Here is a 22,002-nt window from a genome sequence, read left to right on the forward strand (position 1 = left end):
TTTGTTTCATAAAACCAATACCCCATTCATTTTATGAGAATCTTAATCAGCATCATCAGCACCCTGCTGTTGTTCCAGGTAAGTCGCGCACAACTCCCATCACTTATCCCACAACCTGTGGAAATGACCATAGGAAAAGCATCAGAGAACTTTTCTATCGACAACCGTAGCACCCAGTTATTCATCAGCGACAATAAACTGAAACCAGCTGCAGATTTCTTCATTAACTATATTAAAAAATATTATAACCTGGACCTTAGCCTGACCACAGCAACTGATTTAAACAGAAAAAATGTGATCAATCTAACCCTCACAAAAGTCGCTGATCCAAATCCGGAGCAATATGCTTTGGGTGTAAGCAGTAAATCTGTCAACATTCGCTCTTCTTCAGCCACAGGCGTATTCTATGGCATACAAACCCTGATCCAGCTGTTGCCTCCAAATGCAAAGGCATTTCCTTTGCAGGTTCAGGCAGTAACGATTACGGACTATCCCCGTTTTGCCTATCGGGGAATGCACCTGGATGTCAGCAGGCATTTTTTTGACCTGAGCTTTGTCAAAAAGTACATTGATTACCTTGCTATACACAAACTCAATTATTTCCATTGGCACCTGACCGATGATCACGGATGGCGTATAGAAATCAAAAAACATCCAAAACTTACCCAGATCGGCGCCTGGAGGGCCGGCACCATCATCGGTCTGTATCCCGGAAACGGAAACGACGGCATCCGGTATGGTGGCTATTATACACAGGAAGAAGTAAAAGAAGTGATCCGGTATGCCGCAGAACGCTACATCACCATTATTCCGGAGATCGAAATGCCGGGACATAGCATGGCAGTACTCGCCGCTTACCCGGAACTGAGTACCACACCTAAATTGCCGAAAAAAGTAGCAGAAACCTGGGGAATCTTCAATAAATTCAACAATGTATTACTTCCTTCTGAGCAAACTTTTACTTTCCTTGAAGAAGTACTCACCGAAGTGATGGACCTCTTCCCTTCCCCTTACATCCATATTGGCGGAGATGAATGCTCAAAGATCTGGTGGAAGCAATCTGCATTTTCCCAGCAGCTGATTAAAGAGAAAGGATTGAAAAACGAAACCGGACTGCAAAGCTATTTTATCCATAGGGTAGAAAAGTTTGTGAACAGTAAAGGAAAAACCATTATCGGATGGGATGAAATCCTTGATGGCGGCCTCGCCCCTAACGCCATAGTAATGAGCTGGCGCGGAGAAAAGGGAGGCATTGCAGCGGCAAAACAAAAGCATAAAGTCATCATGACCCCGGAGAACTTCATGTACTTTAACCATGCACAGTTTTTAAAGGACGATTCCCTTACAGCTGCGAAATTCCTACCCCTGGCCAATGTCTATAATTATGAACCTGTGCCTGCAGAGCTGAGTTCTGCTGAAGCCAAATACATCTGGGGAGCACAAGGTAACCTCTGGTCGGAATACATCAGCAACCCCGCTAAAGCGGAGTACATGTTATTCCCAAGACTGGATGCTTTAAGCGAGGTATTATGGAGCCCTAAAGCCAAACGCAATTTCAGTAATTTTCAACAAAGGTTAAAGCAGCAACTCAGGAGGTATGACCAAATGGGAATAAAATACAGCAAACGATATTGGGAGAATTAAGTTCTCCCATAAAAGTTTCGTAGTTTCCCATTGCAATTATATATTTACACTAAACAAACGCGCTCTTAATGGAAAATATAAATTATTGTAACTGCTGTGCGGTTAAATATGAAGCAATGGATGCTTTTTGCAATGCCTGTGGGTTTCCTTTACAAGGGACAAAACAGGAGCAGGACTTTTATATATCAGAACGAAATGTAAAAGAGATCGAACTGATTGACCTCGACGAGAAAGTAGAAAGGGCACGCAGATCTCTGTATTGGATTTCCGGACTCACCTTATTCTCCCTGGTTTTTGTTGTATTTAAACCATCACCGGACGAAGATGTTTCTTTCCTTGTCATCACCACCCTTATTTTATCCACGGCCTTCTTAGGCCTTGCCGTCTGGGGCAAAACAAGAACCTCAACCGCACTAATTTCCGGCCTCTCGCTCTATCTGATCATCCATATTCTGAACGCAATTCTGGATCCCCGCACCATACTTTCCGGGATCATTGTAAAGGTCGTCATTATCGTATACCTTGTTAAAGGCATTAAATCTGTGATCGAGCGCGAGAAAATAAAGAAGGAACTCAACCTCATTTAATTGGAGACCCAGGATCAAGCTCCCTTGTATTGCAGCAATTGTGAGCAACCGGTACTGCTGACAAACAGGTTCTGTCCTACCTGCGGTACCTCGCAAAATCAGCGGGAACTTGTAGATGATTCAAAAAAATGGTCGCAGCTTCAGGGGCTTGCTTTGTTTTTTATCCTTGAAATCGTCACCTGTCTTTCCACCTTATTCGTTGCTCATCCAACCATACAAACGGACATTTTCTTTGGTGTCCTGATGGCCATCATTTCCGTCTTATTTTTCAGCTCCGACTGGAAAAACAACAAGCACCTTTTAAAATGGCCTGGTTTCTCATTTGTGAAATTACTGACCTTTATTATTTTAGCAATCATCGGATCACTGATGGTGCAAGTCATAGCCTGGTACTTAAATCAACATGTTTTCCATGAGGAATTTTTCGATTTTCCATTATATCAATCGCATCCTTTTGGAACTTACATTATGATTGTTTCGATTGCGGTTTTCCCTGCACTATTTGAAGAACTGGCCTACCGGGGATATCTCCTGCAAAAACTATTGAATATAGTCGACAGAAAAGAAGCGATGTATATCACTTCGATCTTGTTTTTTCTCATACACTTCTCTTTGTTTTCTTTTTTTTGGCTGTTGCCTTTTGCACTGCTGCTGGCTTATATCCGGATAAAAGAAAACACGATCTGGTACGGAATTCTAATCCATTTTGTGTTCAATTTAACGGCTTGTCTCGTAGACATTATCTATTCTTAACAACTACTACAGGAATTTCGATTTGAGTTCCGGAGAAGGAACCATACAACTCTCTGTTTTCCCCCATATCCGGTACCTGTTATTGGCAATAAGCTTGTATACAAAATCCCGTATTACTGCCGGAATAATGATCAATCCAAACAGGATGGGCCAGCCTCCACCCAGCTGTCTCGCAATGCGAAGCGCGGCAGTGGAGCGGAAATAAACCTGGCCATTTTCCAAAAGAATGATCGTTTTCAGATTTTCAGCATTGAATTCAAAGTCCGACAATTTCTGCGTTGCAATATCACTTTGCAAAGCTGCAAACCGGAAGTAATCTTTATGGTCTCTCTTAATGATGAACTGCACAGAATGATTACACAAATTGCAAACTCCATCAAAAAAAATCACCGCATGATCTCGATCTTCATTCATTTGATTGTTTTCCTCTTAATAGCCCCAGATATTGGATTTATACAAATATAATTTTTTAAATCCAGAGCTTCATTCTATAGTTTTATAAATAAGACAGTTAAAAGTTTGATCGCTTTTAAAATCAGCGTAATTCATCAATCCCGGATAATAAATCCACATTCAACTTTACAGAATTGAAACATTTTCCTATATTTGGCCAATCCTTTAGTCAATGCAAAAGAGAACCCTGCTAGACGGTCAAAAATTCCAGATCACAATTAAGAGACTTTGTCATCAATTAATTGAGAACCATACCGATTTTTCAAATACTGTTTTAATTGGCATTCAGCCAAGAGGCAGTTACTTTGCCGATAGAGTACAGACCGAACTCTCCCAAATCCTTAAGAAAAACACCATCAAAAAAGGGAATTTAGACATTACCTTTTTCCGTGATGATTTCAGAAGGAAGGACGGAATTGTTTCTGCAAACAGCAACACCATAGATTTTATTATCGAAGGAAAGAACGTAATCCTGATTGATGATGTACTCTGGACCGGACGCACCATTCGCGCCGCTATGGATGCATTACTGGCTTACGGCAGACCCGAAAGAGTAGAACTGATGGTCTTGATTGACAGGCGTTTTTCAAGACATCTGCCTATTGAACCCGATTATATCGGTCAGCAGGTAGACAGCTTAAACTCACAACAGGTAAGGGTGAGCTGGAAAGAAACAGAAGGAGAAGACAAAGTAATCTTAATATCAGAAAGCAATAAATAACATGGCAGCAGACAAATTATCGACCCGACATCTTTTAGGTATCAAAGATATTAACCGAAATGATATCGAATTGATCTTAGAAACTGCAGATAATTTTAAAGATGTGATCAACAGGCCAATTAAAAAAGTGCCTTCCCTGAGAGACATCACCATTGCCAATATTTTCTTTGAGAATTCTACCCGTACCAAGCTTTCTTTTGAACTCGCAGAAAAGAGACTTTCTGCAGATACGATCAATTTTGCGGCTTCCTCCTCTTCGGTAAGTAAAGGAGAAACGCTGATTGACACGGTAAACAATATCCTTGCCATGAAGGTGGATATGGTGGTCATGAGACACCCCTATGCCGGAGCAGGTCAGTTCCTGAGCAAACACATTAATGCACAAATCGTAAACGCCGGAGATGGCGCACATGAACACCCGACACAAGCCCTTTTAGATGCCTTCTCTATCCGCCAGAAACTGGGCGATGTAGCTGGTAAAAAAGTGGTGATTGTAGGTGATATTTTACATTCCAGGGTGGCGATATCCAACATTCTATGCCTGCAAAAGCTAGGTGCAGAAGTGATGGTATGCGGCCCTACTACCCTGATCCCTAAACACATTGAAAGTTTGGGCGTAAAGGTAGAACACAACCTGATCAAAGCTTTAAACTGGTGTGATGTAGCCAATATGCTGCGCATCCAGCTGGAAAGACAAGATATCAAATATTTCCCTTCCCTTAGGGAATACGCCATGATGTACGGCTTGAACAAGCAAATCCTGGATAATTTAGATAAAGAGATCATTGTAATGCACCCAGGCCCGATTAACCGTGGTGTGGAGATCACCAGTGATGTTGCCGACAGCAAACAATCCATCATCCTTGAACAGGTGGAAAATGGTGTTGCTGTAAGGATGGCTGTACTTTATCTGCTGGCTTCTCAGAGAGATTAAAATCTCCGGCAAGTTTTTTATACCAATCTCGTTTTCTTTTCGTTAAACCAGTGTTATCAACAGTTGTTAATTTCTTATGTTAATAAGACATAATACTATTTTTATATTAGTACCAACCATATTTGAAACCAGATGCAGAAAAAATACCTTTTTATTCCGCTATTATTAGCAGGTAGCTTTACGTCTAGTTATGCGCAGTCCAGCATACTAGTCAATTTAAATCAGAATTACCGAACCGGTCTGGAGTTACTGGACAATGAAAAGTACATCGCAGCAGCACAACAATTTAGGTTGGTAGAACAAGCCAGACAAAAACCGGGTGCGCAACAGGAAAGTAACTCAGAACTATCCCTTCTTAAAGAAAATGCAAAGTTCTATGCTGCCGTTTGTGCACTGGAACTTGGAAACAATGATGCGGAAAGCCTCTTCCAGAACTTTATCAAAGATTACCCGCTGAATGCAAATACCAAACTGGCTTATTTCCATGTCGGTAAATCCTATTTTGCTCAGGAAAACTATCAGAAAGCATTGGATTGGTTTGAAAAAACAGACCCTTCTACCCTTTCCGGAAAACAACGTCTGGAATATCAGTTCAAACAAGGTTATGCTTATTTCATGTTGAAAAACACAGAGAAAGCTGAACCTCTTTTTGAGATTGTAAAAAAAGAAAAATCCCCATATCAGGAAAGTGCAACTTACTATTTTGCGTACATCAATTACCTGAACAAGGAGTATAAAACCGCATTGGCGAATTTTGAGAAATTAAAAGGCTCGCCAACATATGAAGCAAGTTATCCTTACTACATCACATCCATGTATTACCTGGATGAGCGTTATGATGATGTCATTTCCTATGCCATTCCCATTCTAAAAACATCAAAGCAACAGTACGAAGCAGAAATGCTGAGCTTAATCGCAGCCTCTTATTTTGCCAAATCTGATTATACCAATGCAGAGAAATATTTTAGTGAATATTATGCAAAAGACAAATCAGAGGTGAAGAATAACCTGTTTATCTATCAGTATGGATATTCCTTATTTCACCTGAAAAGATACCAGGAATCTGTAGCGATTCTGGAAAAACTGGATACAGATGATGTATACCTGCAAAGCGGGATGTATACGCTGGGCCGCTCTTTCATTCAATTGAAAAATAAAGAAAAAGCGCGCAGTGCCTTCTTCAGGTCTTCAAGACTTGACTTTGATAAATTCATACAGGAGGAAGCATGGATCAACTATGCCCGCCTGAGCTATGAGCTGGATTTCAATCAGCAGGCCTTAGAATCTACCCAGAATTTCTTAAAGCAATTCCCAAAATCAAGGAAAGCCAATGAAGCTAAAACCTTATTGGGTGAGATCCTGTTAACGAGTAAAAACTACCAGGCGGCGATAGACATTCTCGAGCCTATCCCGGACAAATCACCGGAAGCAAAAGAAGCTTACCAGAAAGTAACCTATTTCCGCGGACTGGAGTTCTACAATGAAAGGGCTTTCCCTAATGCATTGTCTATGTTCCTGCGTTCAGAGAAGTTCCCTGAGGACAAAGAAATCCATGCCTTAAGTACTTATTGGAAAGCAGAAGCCAGCTATGAACTGAGAAAATTCGGAGAGGCAGTGAAAAACTTTGAACTGTTCCTCGACATGCCGGGAGCAGACAAAACAGAAGTTTACAATTTCGCCAATTATGCTTTGGCTTATGCCGCTTTCGAAGATGAACGTTATGGAAAAGCAGCTACCTATTTTGAACGCTTCCTGAAAGGAAATGATAAAGACCAGAAAACGGTAACAGATGCAACCATCAGGTTAGCGGATTCCTATTTTGTGAATAAAAGCTATGGCAATGCCTTAGAAAATTACAATAAGATCATTGCTTCAAAATCTACGGGAGAAGATTATGCCCTTTTCCAACGTGGAATGATCCAGGGACTTGAAAACCAAAATGATGCAAAGATCAATACGATGCAGAGTTTATTAAAACAGTTTCCTGCTTCTAATTATGCAGATGATGCCGGATTTGAAACTGCCTATACTTATTTCAATAAAGGAGATCTGGACAGATCAAAAACAGATTTGACTTCCCTGATCAGCCAATACCCGCGCAGTAGTTATGTACCGCGTGCCTTGGTGACCATCGGATTGGTACAATACAACCAGGACCAGGATGATGCAGCTGCAGCAACTTTCAAAAAAGTAATTGCCGACTATGGAAGCAGCGAAGAGGCCAAACAAGCTTTGGAATCCATCAAGAACATTTACGTAGACAAAGGAGATTCAGAAGGTTTCATCAGCTATGCAAAGACCACTCCGATCGGAGATTTTTCTTTAGCTGAACAAGACAACATCATCTTTACCGCGGCAAATAACCGTTACCTGAAAGGTGATGCCAAAGGAGCTTTCGAAGCCATCAATGCTTATTTCGACAAGTTCCCTAAAGCCATTCATACCAAAGAAGCTAAATTTATCAGAGCAGAATCACTGGTGAAATTAGGAAGACCAGATGAAGCAATCCCTGACTATGAGTTCATCCTGAACGACTGGACCAGTGATTATACAGAACGCTCCTTAGTTTCTATCTCCAAATTATTCCTGGATCAGAAGAAATACAATGAAGCCATTGTCTACCTGAAAAGACTGGAAACAACGGCAGATTATAAAGTTCACTATACTTATGCCATCAATAACCTGTTGAAAGCTTACAGTGCTTTAAACATGCCTGATGATGTCATCAAATATGTGGCACTGATCAAAGAGTCAGACAAATCTTCACAGGAAGAAAAAAGCAGCTCCGAACTATACGCCGGAAAAGCTTACCTGGCAAAAGCAGATACGACCCTCGCTGTGAAGTCCTTCAACATGGTGGTGGAGAAAACAAAAACGCTTGCTGCCGCAGAAGCAAAATATAACCTTGCTGCAATTCAGTATGCAAAAAGAGAATATAAAACTTCTACAAAAACCTGTTTTGACCTGATCAATAACTTATCATCTTATGATTATTGGGTGGCTAAATCTTTCATTCTGTTAGCAGATAACTATGTTGCATTAAAAGACAATCTACAAGCTAAAAGCACGCTCCTTAGCCTTATAGACAATTATGATGGCAAGGACGATATCGTCCAGACTGCTAAGGAAAAATTACAAAAAATTAAATAAGACAAGCACGATGAGATTGACGAAATTAATATATACCACCCTGTTTTTTATTACCGCTGGAACGCTGAGCACATTGGCCCAGGATACCAAGACTAATGAAAAGAAAACTGAAGAGAAAGCCGTAACAGAAGAGATTGAAGTTGTAAGGCCTTATAAACCAGTTCTGGCAGAAGCCGTAAAACTGAGAAGAAGCCCGGACCTGAATACGGTAAAGACCTATAAAGCAAAATTCAATTATAGCCTGACCGACAGGAAGCTGGAATTGAATTCAGACATCAATAAATTACAGGCAGAACAGGTTGCCAAGGAAAGAGAAGCAGAACTGATCAACAATTATGTGAAAGGTGGTTTTGGAATCCGTACCACGATCTTAGGAGAAGCCTACATCAACCTGGGCAGAGATGAAGCCTTACAGGCAGGTGCTTTCTTTAAGCATTTCGGACAAAAAGGAAAGCTTGCGGGACAAGAAGTAAACCAGCAGCAACTCAGCGTCTTTGGAAGAAGCATCGGGGATCAGGTGACCATGAGTGGCCGCATCAATTACCAGAGAAACGGATTGTTCTTTTATGGCTTTAATCCGGCAAAACCAGAGCTGAACCTTAACCCGGACAGACAAACCCTGAACTTCATCGAAGCAGAAGGAGAAATCGTAAATAAGTATACAGACGATCCTGATGCCCTTAGCTATGCGGTAAAATTAAACGGATATCTATGGAACGATAAATATGCTGCAAAAGAAAATTCTATCGTTCTCAACGGTTACGTGAACAAAAGAATCAGCAGTTTTAACTTAGGACTTGCCGCTTCGGCAGAATTTGGAAATACCAAAGATGCCCTGGTGAGTGTTGGAAATAACCTGTTAAAATTAAACCCTTACATCAGGCTTCAGGCAAATGGGGTAAAGATCAATGCAGGTATTAACTTCGTACAGGAATTTGGTGCTTTCTCGAAAAGCAGAATCTTCCCTGCAATTACTGCAGACCTGACACTAATCCCGGACTACCTGCAATTGTTTGCTGAAGTGAAAGGTGATGTAAACCGCAACTCTTTAAAACAGTTTACGGATGAGAACCCATTCCTGAACTCGAATATCCAAATCAGAAATTCAGTAGAGAAATTAGGTTTCAGTGCAGGTATTAAAGGAACTGGTGGCCCGGGCTTCGGTTATAAAGCAAGAGTTTACCACAAGAAAATCTCCGACATGCCACTTTTCGTCAACAACTTCGCAAACCCTACCCGTTTCGATGTGATCTATGATTTTGGATCTACAACAATGACTGGTCTTGAAGGTGAGATTTCGGTACAGGTGAGCAATTCCCTGAAATGGACAGGAAAACTGAACTTTGAAGACTATAAACCGGCTCAGGAAACTGAAAGCTGGTTTAAACCTCAAATGAGAATCAGTTCGGACTTATTGTTTAACATCACGGATAAGATCGGATTAAATGCATCCGTAGCCATTCAGGATGCCAGCAAAGCAAAAGTTTACACTGCTGCACCAGCTAGTCCTTATCTGATTCCTGACCGTTCTATCGAAACCGTAGCAAGTGTGAAAGCTTTTGTAGATCTTGGTGTTGGTGCCAGCTATAAAATCAACAACAAATTTTCTGCCTTTGCAAGAGCAAACAATCTGTTGAATACCTCTTACAGCAGGTACCTGTATTATCCAACCATTGGAACCAATATTTTCGGAGGTTTAACGTACTCCTTCTAAGCGGTTTTCAATTATTAATTGGTTGATATAGAATTAAAATTTAATTTTACCAGAATGGACATGCTAGCGTACCTTACAGAGCTTATTAAAACCCGTAAAGAGGTTGGGATCCCCGGACTTGGAACGATCTATAAAAAGAAATCACCAGGAAGGTATGATGCAGAAACACATTCTTTTCTGCCACCCAGTTATGTATTGGATTTCAGTTCTGAATTAAGAGAGCAAGCACTGTTAATTGCCCATATCTGTAAAAAAAGAAATATATCCCCGGATGCGGCCAACTATTATGTGGATCAGTTTTCGGACGAAATAAAAAAACAATTAGAGGAGCAAAAGGAAGCCAGTTTATACCCCCTGGGTACTTTATATGGCTCCCCGGAAACAATCAGCTTTAAACCTGTAAATAATCAAAACTTCGGTTTTGATTTTTACGGTTTACCGCCAGTCAAAGAAGAAGCAGATCTGCTGGCTCAGCCGGAAGAAATCCTGCCTTATTCCGCAGAACCGGTGATCGCAGATCTTCAGTCCGGGGAAGAAAACCCTGAAGAAGATTCCAGGACACATCAGGTTACTGAGGAGCAACTGGAACTGGAAAACAGTAATGCAGACCTGAGAGAAGAAGAAATTGCTTCCCTTAATCCTGCAGAACAACAAGAGCTTTCTGAACGTGTTGACGAAGCAACTGCAGCAGAAGAAGTTCCAGTCATCGAAGAAATACCTGCTCAGCAAGAAGAAGAACAAATTGCCCTGCCTGTAACCCATTCTGAAGATGCAACAGCAGCAGGATCAGATCTGGATGCTAAAGATGTACCTGATGATGAAGTAGCTGATGAAGATATACCTCATGAAAATACACAGGCTGAAGAAGCACCTAAAACAGAAATCCCTGCAGCAGCGCTTCCTGTAGCAGCAGTATCCGGAATTGAGGAAGAAGCTCAACCTTTAGCTGTTCCTGATGAACAACCTGTTTATGAAGAAATCGCAGAAGTTGAACTTCCTAAAAAACCGATAGAACAACCCGTAATTGAAACAGTAGTCCCAACTACCCTCAACGATACTTATGCGCAAGCCAACAGGGCCATTTTTGAGCCCCGGCCAGCACCGGTACGGGAACAGCCGGTAGAACGGGAGCAACCAACAGAAAGGGAACAACTCACAGAAACAGGATTCTACAATTCCGACGGAGAATATTCAGACAAAGCTAAAACCCCTGTTTATTTAAAAATCCTGATTGCACTATTGCTGATTCTGATCGGACTTGCGGCGGCTTACTTCATCCGCCCTGATCTTTTTGACCCCATTCTGAAAAGAGGGCAAAACCCAGCAGTATTGCCTGCAGCCTCAGGCCCGGGCATTCAGGATGCTAAATTAACAGCAGACTCTCTTGCAAAAGCAGACAGCCTTAAAAGAAGTTCAGCGGAAGTAGTTCCGGTAAAAGACAGCACTAAAAAAGACAGTTCAACAGCCACAAAACCGGCTGCTGCAAAACCTGTAGTTCCAAAACAGGAAACAGCGGTCCCTGTAGCTCCAAAAACCATTGCAACAACTCCTCCTGCAGCAGAAACCGAAACAACCTACGAGGTTATAGGTTCTTCGGTAACCAGCCAGAAGGAAGCAGAGCGCTTTATTGCCAATATGAAATCTTTGGGAATTACAGCGAAAGCCATCCCTCCTACCAATGGCAGAAAAATAATAAAGCTCAGTGTTGGCTCGTTTAAAGACTACAACACCGCGCATCAGGAAAGACCAAAATTAGAAAAGAAGTTAGGTATTAAAGACACATACATACACACAAATAAACCATTATAAATTATGATCGCATTAATACAGGGTGCTACTGATAGCCTGAACAAACTTGCTGATACTGCTAACAACGCTACTCAAGCCCTCGCTGCAGCACCACCGGAATTACACTTTATCGACCTGTTGTTAAAAGGTGGATGGGTAATGCTTCCCCTGGCTTTCCTTGCTTTTTTAGGATTAGTCATTTTTGTTGAAAGATACCTGACCATCAGAAAAGCGTCTAAAACAGAATCCAATCTGATGCTTCAGATTAAACAATATATCCATGATGGCCGCCTGGACAATGCAATTGCTTTATGCAAGAACAACAACTCTCCTTTAGCCAGAATGTTGGAAAAAGGGCTAAAACGTATTGGCCGTCCGATTAAAGATATTGAAGCTGCAATTGAAAACAATGGAAAACTGGAAGTATCCAAACTGGAAAAAAACATTGGTGTACTTGGTATTATTGCCGGTATTGCACCGATGCTTGGTTTCGTTGGTACCATTATTGGGGTAATTACCATTTTCCATGATGTGTCTATCAAAGGCGCTATTGAGATCGGAACCATATCCGGAGGTTTATATACTAAAATGATCACTTCCGCAACTGGTCTGATCATCGGTATCATCGCTTATGTATTATATCATATCCTGAATATGATGGTAGAGCGCATCATACTAAGAATGGAAACTGATGCTATTGAGTTTATTGATCTATTAGAGGAGCCAGGTAAATAATGAATCTACGCAAAAGAAATAAGGGAACTGTAGAGGTTCATACTTCTGCATTGAACGACATCATGTTCTTCCTCCTGCTGTTTTTCCTATTGGCATCAGCCGTAGTTAACCCACAGGTAGTGAAACTGCTGTTACCCAGATCAGAGTCAGGACAACAATCTTCTGCTCAGAAAACCGTTACGGTATCTATAGACGAAAAGCTGAATTATTTTGTAGACAAGCAACCTACAACGCTGGAGAATATCCAGGCCGCAATTGAGACTTATCAGAAAGCATCGCCTGATCTGACCATTGTGCTTTACGTGGCCAGAGGAGTTTCCATCGAAAATACCATGCTTGTATTTGATATCGCCAATAAGTTAAAACTGAAAGTTGTACTCGCTGTAGAACCTAAGAAATAATGATGTACCCTAAGGAAGAAAACAATTATCCTAAAGCAGTAGCCATCTCTACTGGTATTATGATTTTCCTCATCGCCCTGAGTTTCTTCATCGCGATAGGAACATTCCAGCCTCCTGTAGAGGCAGGTATGGGAGGGATTGTGGTCAATTATGGTACATCGGTCACCGGAATGGGAACAGACTATACGAGTATAGAAGAACCTTCTGCAGATCCGAATGCCAACAATAAACCACCGGATAAGGTGGTTCCAAAAGAACCCACCAAAGAGACACCGACCAATCAGAACAGTACCAAAGAGATCGTTACCCAAAGTACAGAAGAAGCCGTTAGTGTGAACACGAAAAGTAGTAATAAAAGTACTGCACCTACGGCAACTACAGAGACTAAGCCGGCAAAACCTGTCATCAATCAAAACGCTTTGTATAAAGGTAAAGCCAATAAAGGCACAGGTGGCGGTGATGGAACCGGGACTACCCCGGGAAATCAGGGCGATAAAGACGGCGATCCCTTGGCCAATAATTATGGCGACGGTGGCTCCGGATTTGGCGAAACCCCAATTGCACTTAGAAAGTTTACGAATCTGGTCACCCCTCAGGATGACGGGCAAAAGACCGGAAAAATCGCGGTAAGGATAAAGATCAATAAAAGCGGTATCGTGATAGACGCAACTCCGGGAGTTAAAGGGACTACCCTGAACGACAGAGAGCTCTGGCAAAAGTGTAAAGATGCCGTAATGGGCGCTCGTTTAACCCAATCCGAATCTGCCCCTGATGTTCAGATCGGAGTGGTCGTATTCAACTTTAAAGTGAAATAACACCTCTGGTATTCTTTTATTGGAACTCCAAAATGAACTATAAACAAACTCTGGATTATCTGTACGGTAAACTACCTATGTTTACCCGTGTTGGAGCCGTAGCCTTCAAAAAAGACCTGCACAACACCATCGCCATGTGCGAGAAACTGGGAAACCCTCAGCATAAATTCAAAACCATACATGTCGGTGGAACCAATGGTAAGGGTTCCACCTCACACATGCTCGCCGCCATCCTGCAACAGGCAGGTTATAAAACCGGACTGTATACTTCCCCTCATCTTAAAGATTTCCGGGAACGCATCCGGATCAACGGGGAAATGATTGCCGAAGATTTCGTCACTGATTTTGTTGCACAGCAACAAGACATCATGGAAGAAATCAACCCTTCATTTTTTGAGGTAACCGTTGCCATGGCTTTCTCTTATTTTGCAGAAGAGCAGGTAGACATTGCCATTATCGAAGTTGGTTTGGGTGGCAGATTAGATTCTACGAATATCATTACACCGGAGCTTTCAGTGATCACCAACATCAGCCTTGACCATACCAATATCCTGGGCAATACCCTACCCGAAATTGCGAAGGAAAAAGCCGGGATCATCAAACCAGGAATTCCCGTAGTGATCGGTGAACAACAGGAAGAGACCAAAGCTGTATTCCTGGAAAAAGCGGCGGAAACCAATAGCCCGATTACTTTTGCAGATCAGGAATTAAAGATCATACACCTGGTTAAAAAGGAGAAATACCTGCATGCAGATGTCTTCTCCGGAAACACGCCCTTATACCAGGAGCTGGAACTGGACCTGAACGGATCTTATCAAAGGAAAAATATCCTGACGGTGATTCAATCCATACAAATTTTAAAAGAAAAAGGTTATCGGATCAGTGACGGGGCGCTCTATCCAGCTTTAAAAGATGTGAAAGGACTAACCGGCCTGCAAGGCAGATGGCAAACCCTGGGAGAAAATCCATTGATCATCTGTGATACCGGGCATAATATTGGTGGAATCACCGAGGTGGTACAAAACATCAACGATACCCCGCACGATCAGCTCCACATCGTCATCGGAATGGTGAAGGATAAAGACATCAGTGGTGTATTAAAAATACTTCCAAAGGATGCGCATTATTATTTTTGTCAGCCTGAACTGGAAAGGGCACTCCCAGCTGCTGAGCTGGCAGAGGAAGCAAAGCAGCATGAACTTATCGGAGATGTCTTTCCAACGGTTCAGCTCGCTTTTCATGCCGCAAAAGACAATGCCGATTCCAATGACCTGATCTTCGTAGGCGGAAGCACCTTTGTCGTGGCAGAAGTCCTATAAAATCTTTACATTACAGTCAATTCATTAATTACATGGATTAACTACCTTTAAAAATTCTTAATACACACAAATCAATGAAAAGAATTTACCTGTTATTTTCTGCACTACTTGTTACCTGTAGTGTATCTATGGCACAAAAAAAGACAGTTGCCCCTGCCAAAAAAGACTTCCCCGCTTCCATCAACAGACCTAAACTGGTCGTTGGTATGGTCATAGATCAAATGAGATGGGATTACCTGTATCGTTATTACAGCAGATACGGTTCAGGAGGCTTTAAAAGACTGATCAATGAAGGTTTCTCTGCCGAAAACACTTTTATTCCTTACACCCCTACTTATACCGCTTGCGGACATGCCAGTATCTATACCGGTTCTGTTCCGGCTATCAATGGCATTATTGGTAACGACTGGTATGATCCTCAGTTGGGCCGCAATGTATATTGCGCGGAAGATACTTCTGTAACCAGTGTGGGAAGTACCACTATGGCAGGTGTAATGTCGCCAAAAAACATGCTGACGACCACCATCACTGATGAACTTCGACTGGCTACTAATTTCCAGGGTAAAGTAATCGGCATCTCCCTGAAAGACCGTGGATCTATTCTTCCTGCAGGTCATTCCGCCAATGCGGCTTACTGGTTTGACGGACAAACCGGCGACTGGATCACGAGTACCTTTTATATGTCTAAACTGCCTGCATGGGTAGAAGACTACAATAAAATCAAACTGGTAAACAAATTTTACGAGAAAAACTGGCCTACACTTTACCCAATCGAAACGTATACCCAGAGTACAGCAGACGACAAGTCTTATGAAGGAAAAGCAAGAGGCGAACAAAGCCCTGTTTTCCCTCATCCTTTGAAACTGTATGCAGGAAAGAATTTCGAGATGATCAAAAGCACGCCTTACGGAAATACCATGACTTTAGACCTGGCTAAACTGGCCATCCTTTCTGAAGACCTGGGTAAGGACAACATCACTGATTTTCTTGCAGTAAGCTGCTCTTCTACAGATTATGTAGGCCATATGTATGGTCCGAACTCGATTGAAGCAGAAGATACCTACCTCAGGTTAGACAAAGACCTGGCAGAGTTTTTTGATTACCTGGACAGCAAAGTAGGTAAAGGAAACTACCTGTTCTTTTTGTCCGCAGATCATGGTGCAGCGCATGTACCGGGATTCATGGCAGAGCACAAATTACCTGGCGGAACAATTGACGACAGTCCGGTAGTAAAAGAGCTGAATACCCGTCTGGAAGCTAAGTTTGGCATCAAACAGGCGATCATCAAATCCATGAACAACCAGATCTATTTTAACCATAAGAACATAGAGAATGCAAAACTAGATTTTGATACCCTTAAAGCTTTCAGCATTGAATTCCTGAAAACTCAAAATGGTTTTGTCAATGCAGTAGACCTGAATAAAGTTGGCGCAAGCACCCTGCCTGAACCAATCAAAACCAGAATCACCAATGGTTACAATGCCAGAAGAAGCGGAGATATCTATTTCATCCTTCAACCCAACTATTTCGATAGCAGCAGCAAAACCGGTACCACTCATGGTTCATGGAACCCTTACGATTCCCATATCCCTTGTGTATTCATGGGATGGAATGTAAAACCGGGAAAGACCAATAAAACACATTACATGACTGATATCGCAGCAACTTTAGCGGCGATGCTCCACATACAGATGCCAAGTGGCTGTGTCGGAGAGCCGATCACCGAGCTTACTCATCAGTAAATCAATTTAAAAGAAAGAAAAGCTCCCCTGAACAAGATTCAGGGGAGCTTTTTTTATGCATCATGCAATTGTATTGATTTGGCTATTTTAACCACCCTACGCTCAGTTTTTGTTACCTTTACCTACCAATTATAAAACCTTCCTATGGAGAAAATTGAAATCTATAAGCCCAAACATAAAATACGTTTTGTTACTGCTGCCGCCCTGTTTGACGGACACGATGCAACGATCAATATCATGCGCCGGATCCTTCAGTCTTCAGGAGCTGAGGTCATACACCTGGGGCATAACCGTTCTGTAGATGAGGTGGTAAATTGTGCCATTCAGGAAGATGTGCAAGGTATTGCCATGACTTCTTATCAGGGTGGCCACATCGAATATTTCAAATACATGTACGACCTGTTACAGGAACGTGGTGCCTCACATATTAAAATCTTTGGTGGTGGTGGCGGAGTGATCCTCCCTTCCGAGATCGCCGAACTACAGGCATATGGCATCACCAGAATCTATTCGCCCGATGACGGACGTAAAATGGGCCTGCAAGGCATGATCAATAACATGCTCGAACAAACGGATTACATCACTACAACCACGCTTAACGGAGAACTTAAATCCATTCCTCAAAAGAATGTAAAGAGCATTGCTTCTGCCATTACTGTGGCAGAAAATGATCCGGAAGGTGCACAGGCATTTGTGAATGAGCTCAAAAAACTCACCCTAAAAAGTCAGGCCCCGGTACTTGGAATCACAGGCACAGGCGGCTCGGGTAAATCTTCACTCGTAGATGAACTCGTAAGACGCTTCCTGATAGAAGTTAAAGATAAAACCATGGCCATCATCTCTGTAGACCCCTCCAAACGTAAAACCGGAGGTGCTTTACTGGGCGATCGGATCCGGATGAATGCCATCAATAACCCAAGGATCTATATGCGCTCCCTGGCCACCAGACAAGCCAACCTCGCTTTATCTAAAAACGTTCAGGAAAGCATAGACATCTGTAAGGCCGCTGGTTACGACCTGATCATTGTCGAAACTTCCGGAATCGGCCAGTCGGACACAGAAATTACCGAACATTGCGATGTTTCCCTATATGTCATGACTCCTGAATTTGGAGCTGCAACACAGTTGGAAAAGATCGACATGCTTGATTTTGCTGATCTGGTAGCGATCAATAAATTTGATAAACGTGGTGCCTTGGATGCCCTGCGCGACGTTCGCAAACAATACAAACGAAACCACAACCTTTTTGACGCTAAAGACGACACGATTCCTGTTTTTGGAACCATGGCTTCCCAGTTCAACGATCCTGGCATGAACAACCTCTTCACCGCCCTGATGGACAAGATCAAAGAGAAAACCAAGGTCGATTTCAATGCGCAAATGGAGCTGACTTCAGAGCAGTCAGAAAAGATCTATATCATTCCGCCAGACCGGACAAGGTATCTCGCAGAGATTGCCGAAGCCAGCCAGACTTACAATGAATGGGTAGAAAAACAAAGTGCCATTGCCAGGAAACTATACCAGCTTCAGGGCGTGATCCAGCTGTCAAAAGAACAGAAACTGATTAAAGACCTCCCTGCAACTGAAAATATTGGCGACGCATTACAGGACATCTATCAGCACCTGGAAGAACAACTGGACGGAGAGTGCAGAAGGTTATTGCGCCAATGGCCGGACACAAAGCTCAAATACAAACAGGAATTCTTTGTCTATAAAGTAAGGGATAAAGAGATCAAACAACCTTTGTTCTACGAGTCTTTATCCAAACTTCAAATCCCCAAAGTATCCCTTCCCCGTTATGAAGACTGGGGAGATATCCTGCGTTGGCTGCTGACAGAAAATGTTCCGGGAGAATTTCCCTATGCTGCAGGCGTATTCCCGCTAAAGCGTGATGGCGAAGATCCGACAAGGATGTTTGCCGGAGAAGGTGGCCCGGAAAGAACGAATAAAAGATTTCACTATGTGTCTTTAGGCCAGCCTGCACATCGCTTATCTACGGCATTTGACTCGGTGACTTTATATGGTGAAGATCCACACATCAGACCCGATATTTATGGTAAAATAGGAAACTCAGGCGTAAGCATTGCCACCATAGATGATGCTAAGAAACTGTACTCTGGTTTCGACCTCTGTGCACCTTCCACCTCGGTGTCGATGACCATCAACGGCCCTGCACCTATGTTACTGGGTTTCTTTATGAATGCAGCCATCGATCAGCAATGTGAAAAATACATTATTGAACATGAGCTTCAGGAAGAAACAGAATCTAAAATAGCGGCCTTTTATAAAGGCAAAGGAATAGAAAGGCCCAGTTATAGCGGCGACCTTCCGGCGGGCAATAACGGCTTAGGCCTGATGTTGCTTGGTGTAACCGGAGATCAGGTGCTGCCGGCTGATGTATATGCCAAAATCAGGGCTTATGCCATCAGTACGGTAAGGGGAACTGTACAGGCCGATATCCTGAAGGAAGATCAGGCGCAAAATACCTGTATTTTCTCTACAGAATTCGCATTGCGGATGATGGGCGATATTCAGAACTATTTCATCACCGAAAAAGTAAGGAATTTTTACTCTGTATCGATTTCAGGTTATCATATCGCCGAAGCCGGTGCGAACCCTATTTCACAACTCGCCTTTACCCTGAGTAACGGATTTACTTTTGTAGAGTATTACCTGAGCAGAGGGATGAATATTGATGATTTTGCCCCTAACTTATCCTTTTTCTTCTCCAACGGAATCGACCCGGAATATTCGGTTATAGGCCGTGTCGCCAGAAGAATCTGGGCGAAAGCCATCAAGAACAAGTATAAAGGAAATGACCGCTCGCAAAAACTAAAATACCATATCCAGACCTCCGGCCGTTCCTTACATGCGCAGGAGATTGATTTTAATGATATCCGGACCACCTTACAGGCTTTGTATGCGATTTACGACAACTGTAACTCACTGCATACCAATGCTTATGATGAAGCGATTACCACACCTACAGAAGAATCTGTACGCAGGGCGATGGCCATCCAGCTGATCATCAACAGGGAATTAGGTCTGGCAAAGAATGAAAATCCATTACAGGGCGCTTTTATCATCGAAGACCTGACCGATTTAGTGGAAGAAGCCGTATTACTCGAATTCAAGCGGATCAACGACAGAGGTGGCGTACTAGGTGCCATGGAAACCATGTATCAGCGCGGTAAGATCCAGGAAGAAAGCCTGTACTATGAAACCCTGAAACATACAGGCGAATACCCTATCGTAGGCGTAAATACTTTCCTGAATAAAAACGGTTCTCCTACAATTGTTCCAGGAGAAGTGATCCGTGCTACAGAAGAGGAAAAGCAATACCAGATTACTGCATTAAAGGCCTTCCAGGACCGAAATGCCGATCAGGCGAACGCTGCACTCAGAAATTTACAAAAGTCTGCTATCGCAGGAGATAACATCTTTGAAGAGCTAATGGAAGTTTGTAAGATCTGTTCATTGGGGCAAATATCAAATGCCTTATACGAAGTAGGCGGACAATACAGAAGAAACATGTAAAACCTTCTTTATTTCCGGTATATAAAAAAAGCTCCGCCAAAATGACGGAGCTTTTTTTATGAAGATATCAACTTCCTTAAAAATTAGGCTTATTCACATCCCACCATAGTCTCGTCCCGCCATTATCTGGTCCGCCCAGTAACTGAACGGCTTTCTGAACTTCAGCTCCATTCGTAGAATATTCATTAGCCGGATAAGCCAGTCTTCTGATCTGAACCTGTGTATCTATCGCTCCGTTGCTGTTGTTGTTTACTACGGTAAACAATTTAGGATATCCGGTACGACGGAATTCTGTCCATGCCTCCTGCCCTTCCGGGAACATGGCCAACCATTTTTGCGTAATGATTCTTTCCAGTTTACGTTCACTGGAAGCTGCAGCATCCCAGCTGATGGTCACCGTAGAAACAGCAGGAGCGTTATTGGCCGCATTCAGCGGATCAACATAAGCTTTAGGCAGGCTTGTCGCATCGTCTTTATAAGTACCTGCCGATACTCCCCATTGGTCCATTGAAGCCTGGATACCGGTTTCGTAATTAAGCTTTACATCTCCTGCACCTGTCCAGCTACGCAATGCCGCCTCTGCTTTTAGAAAATAAACCTCAGCAGCAGTCATCATCCACATCGGTGAGGATGAACCGAAGGCAGTAGCCCCATTCAAGGTCGAAAATCCGTTATAACCCGGCTTTGCAGTTACTGCTGATCCGATACGGATTCCTTTATACTGGCCTTTAAAAAGAGGGTCAGTAGCAGGGGTGACATATTTAGGCAAACGTGGATCGTTGTAACCCGTCATGTAAGACTCTAAAGAAGCCCCCATGGAAATATCTGTCCAGCTGGTTGCAATGACATTTAAAGGATTGTGGTATCCTCCACCTGAAATCCCTGCATTGTCTGCATTTGTGGCCAATAACCCACCATTGGCAGGGTCCAAGGCTTTCTGGCCCTGTGTCTGAGCGGTAGCAGGGTCGGCTTTTACAATGTGCATTGCCAAACGCAACCTTAGAGAATTTGCCAGTTTAATCCATTTCTCATAATCTCCTCCATATACCAGATCGAATTTTTCAAAAGGCTTTTTCTCCATGCTTGAGTTTAGAGCGGCAGCTTTTACGTAAGTATTCAGATTCGTTACTGCAGTATCTAATTCCAGAAAAAACTGCTTGTATAGGTTCTGTTGACTATCGTAAGGAGTTGCGATCAAAGAGCTTCCTGCTTTACTATAAGCAATTGGACCGAATTTATCAGTTAAACGGCTAAAGGTCTCCACCTTGAGAATCAGGGCAATTCCCCAAAAATCAGGAAGTTTAGTTCTCGTTCCGGCCTGGGCGATCGAGTTGATTGCAAATAACGAATTCGTATAAGAAACGATAAATGACTGTCTGTTCCAACCATCTACAAGGTCATAGTTTAGGTTATTGATGTTTCCCCTGAAAGGATTGGGAGACATCATATACCCTGCATAACAATCTGCATTTAAGTTCTGGGTCAGCTGATAATCGCCTTCCAGCCCAAAGATGGCACTTTGAATTCCGGGATAAACCAGGCCGATATGATATTGTTCCGGAGTAAAACCGGTATTGTCTGTATTGAATTTTTCAAAGTCTTTTGTACAGCTGCCAAACGAAAATAACAGGAGGAAACATAAGACTGCCTGGCAGAACTTAGCTCCATGATGTACCATTAATATATGAGGTGTTTTCATTGCTTTTTCT

Annotated in this window: 16 protein-coding genes; 14 read left to right on the forward strand and 2 right to left on the reverse strand. The window is 42.6% G+C overall.

Annotation, left to right across the window (positions count from 1 at the left end):
- Nucleotides 1-33 precede the first annotated feature (33 nt).
- From DBR43_RS22200 to DBR43_RS22210, 3 genes are all read left to right on the forward strand, one after another.
- Entirely contained in the window at nt 34-1,644 is a 1,611-nt protein-coding gene (locus DBR43_RS22200) for a beta-N-acetylhexosaminidase (protein WP_124584798.1), read from the forward strand.
- 68 nt (nt 1,645-1,712) lie between these two features.
- Nucleotides 1,713-2,231: a hypothetical protein gene (locus DBR43_RS22205; protein WP_124584800.1), complete on the forward strand. Its 519-nt coding sequence runs from the start codon at nt 1,713-1,715 to the stop codon at nt 2,229-2,231.
- Entirely contained in the window at nt 2,232-2,984 is a 753-nt protein-coding gene (locus tag DBR43_RS22210) for a CPBP family intramembrane glutamic endopeptidase (RefSeq protein WP_124584802.1), read from the forward strand.
- A gap of 6 nt (nt 2,985-2,990) precedes the next feature.
- On the opposite strand, the gene DBR43_RS22215 is transcribed toward DBR43_RS22210, so the two are convergent.
- Nucleotides 2,991-3,398, reverse strand: a complete 408-nt coding sequence (locus tag DBR43_RS22215) for a thiol-disulfide oxidoreductase DCC family protein (protein WP_124584804.1) — start codon at nt 3,396-3,398, stop codon at nt 2,991-2,993.
- Between the two features lie 211 nt (nt 3,399-3,609).
- On the opposite strand from DBR43_RS22215, the gene pyrR reads away from it, so the two are divergent.
- The 11 genes from pyrR to DBR43_RS22270 all read left to right on the forward strand — a co-directional run bounded on the left by pyrR (nt 3,610) and on the right by DBR43_RS22270 (nt 20,293).
- Nucleotides 3,610-4,158 carry a bifunctional pyr operon transcriptional regulator/uracil phosphoribosyltransferase PyrR gene (gene pyrR / locus DBR43_RS22220; RefSeq protein WP_073233824.1) on the forward strand — a complete coding sequence of 183 codons (549 nt, stop codon included), beginning with the start codon at nt 3,610-3,612 and terminating at the stop codon, nt 4,156-4,158.
- A gap of 1 nt (nt 4,159) precedes the next feature.
- A complete protein-coding gene (locus DBR43_RS22225; RefSeq protein WP_074606842.1) occupies nt 4,160-5,092 on the forward strand; it encodes an aspartate carbamoyltransferase catalytic subunit in 933 nt (310 codons plus the stop codon).
- 132 nt (nt 5,093-5,224) lie between these two features.
- A complete protein-coding gene (locus DBR43_RS22230; RefSeq protein ID WP_124584806.1) occupies nt 5,225-8,242 on the forward strand; it encodes a tetratricopeptide repeat protein in 3,018 nt (1,005 codons plus the stop codon).
- Between the two features lie 10 nt (nt 8,243-8,252).
- Nucleotides 8,253-9,956, forward strand: coding sequence for a TonB-dependent receptor (locus DBR43_RS22235; RefSeq protein ID WP_124584808.1), 1,704 nt, complete (start codon nt 8,253-8,255; stop codon nt 9,954-9,956).
- 54 nt (nt 9,957-10,010) lie between these two features.
- Nucleotides 10,011-11,765 carry an SPOR domain-containing protein gene (locus DBR43_RS22240; protein WP_124584810.1) on the forward strand — a complete coding sequence of 585 codons (1,755 nt, stop codon included), beginning with the start codon at nt 10,011-10,013 and terminating at the stop codon, nt 11,763-11,765.
- Nucleotides 11,766-11,768: 3 nt separating this feature from the next.
- Nucleotides 11,769-12,479: a MotA/TolQ/ExbB proton channel family protein gene (locus tag DBR43_RS22245; protein ID WP_124584812.1), complete on the forward strand. Its 711-nt coding sequence runs from the start codon at nt 11,769-11,771 to the stop codon at nt 12,477-12,479.
- Entirely contained in the window at nt 12,479-12,880 is a 402-nt protein-coding gene (locus DBR43_RS22250; protein ID WP_069378162.1) for an ExbD/TolR family protein, read from the forward strand. Before DBR43_RS22245 ends, DBR43_RS22250 begins: the two co-directional genes overlap by 1 nt.
- Nucleotides 12,880-13,695 (forward strand): energy transducer TonB, encoded by an 816-nt coding sequence (locus tag DBR43_RS22255; protein WP_124584814.1) that lies wholly within the window; start codon nt 12,880-12,882, stop codon nt 13,693-13,695. The genes DBR43_RS22250 and DBR43_RS22255 overlap by 1 nt, the downstream gene beginning before the upstream one ends.
- A 32-nt stretch (nt 13,696-13,727) precedes the next feature.
- The gene (locus tag DBR43_RS22260; protein ID WP_124584816.1) at nt 13,728-15,014 is read left to right on the forward strand and encodes a bifunctional folylpolyglutamate synthase/dihydrofolate synthase; all 1,287 of its coding nucleotides are present in this window, start codon (nt 13,728-13,730) and stop codon (nt 15,012-15,014) included.
- Between the two features lie 74 nt (nt 15,015-15,088).
- Entirely contained in the window at nt 15,089-16,756 is a 1,668-nt protein-coding gene (pafA, locus tag DBR43_RS22265) for an alkaline phosphatase PafA (protein WP_124584818.1), read from the forward strand.
- A 144-nt stretch (nt 16,757-16,900) separates the two neighbouring features.
- A complete protein-coding gene (locus tag DBR43_RS22270; protein WP_124584820.1) occupies nt 16,901-20,293 on the forward strand; it encodes a methylmalonyl-CoA mutase family protein in 3,393 nt (1,130 codons plus the stop codon).
- Between the two features lie 76 nt (nt 20,294-20,369).
- Here DBR43_RS22270 and DBR43_RS22275 read toward each other — a convergent pair whose 3' ends face one another.
- The gene (locus DBR43_RS22275) at nt 20,370-21,992 is read right to left on the reverse strand and encodes a RagB/SusD family nutrient uptake outer membrane protein (RefSeq protein ID WP_233603151.1); all 1,623 of its coding nucleotides are present in this window, start codon (nt 21,990-21,992) and stop codon (nt 20,370-20,372) included.
- Between the last annotated feature and the right edge of the window lie 10 nt (nt 21,993-22,002).

The organism is Pedobacter sp. KBW06 (assembly GCF_003852525.1).
Classification (GTDB): domain Bacteria; phylum Bacteroidota; class Bacteroidia; order Sphingobacteriales; family Sphingobacteriaceae; genus Pedobacter.

Coding starts and splice junctions, on each gene's coding strand:
- DBR43_RS22230 (WP_124584806.1), top strand. CDS start 5,225: ATGCAGAAAAAATACCTTTTTATTCCGCTATTATTAGCAGGTAGCTTT.
- DBR43_RS22235 (WP_124584808.1), top strand. CDS start 8,253: ATGAGATTGACGAAATTAATATATACCACCCTGTTTTTTATTACCGCT.
- DBR43_RS22270 (WP_124584820.1), top strand. CDS start 16,901: ATGGAGAAAATTGAAATCTATAAGCCCAAACATAAAATACGTTTTGTT.
- DBR43_RS22225 (WP_074606842.1), top strand. CDS start 4,160: ATGGCAGCAGACAAATTATCGACCCGACATCTTTTAGGTATCAAAGAT.
- DBR43_RS22260 (WP_124584816.1), top strand. CDS start 13,728: ATGAACTATAAACAAACTCTGGATTATCTGTACGGTAAACTACCTATG.
- DBR43_RS22245 (WP_124584812.1), top strand. CDS start 11,769: ATGATCGCATTAATACAGGGTGCTACTGATAGCCTGAACAAACTTGCT.
- DBR43_RS22275 (WP_233603151.1), bottom strand. CDS start 21,992: ATGAAAACACCTCATATATTAATGGTACATCATGGAGCTAAGTTCTGC.
- DBR43_RS22215 (WP_124584804.1), bottom strand. CDS start 3,398: ATGAATGAAGATCGAGATCATGCGGTGATTTTTTTTGATGGAGTTTGC.
- DBR43_RS22200 (WP_124584798.1), top strand. CDS start 34: ATGAGAATCTTAATCAGCATCATCAGCACCCTGCTGTTGTTCCAGGTA.
- DBR43_RS22250 (WP_069378162.1), top strand. CDS start 12,479: ATGAATCTACGCAAAAGAAATAAGGGAACTGTAGAGGTTCATACTTCT.
- DBR43_RS22205 (WP_124584800.1), top strand. CDS start 1,713: ATGGAAAATATAAATTATTGTAACTGCTGTGCGGTTAAATATGAAGCA.
- DBR43_RS22240 (WP_124584810.1), top strand. CDS start 10,011: ATGGACATGCTAGCGTACCTTACAGAGCTTATTAAAACCCGTAAAGAG.
- pafA (WP_124584818.1), top strand. CDS start 15,089: ATGAAAAGAATTTACCTGTTATTTTCTGCACTACTTGTTACCTGTAGT.
- pyrR (WP_073233824.1), top strand. CDS start 3,610: ATGCAAAAGAGAACCCTGCTAGACGGTCAAAAATTCCAGATCACAATT.
- DBR43_RS22255 (WP_124584814.1), top strand. CDS start 12,880: ATGATGTACCCTAAGGAAGAAAACAATTATCCTAAAGCAGTAGCCATC.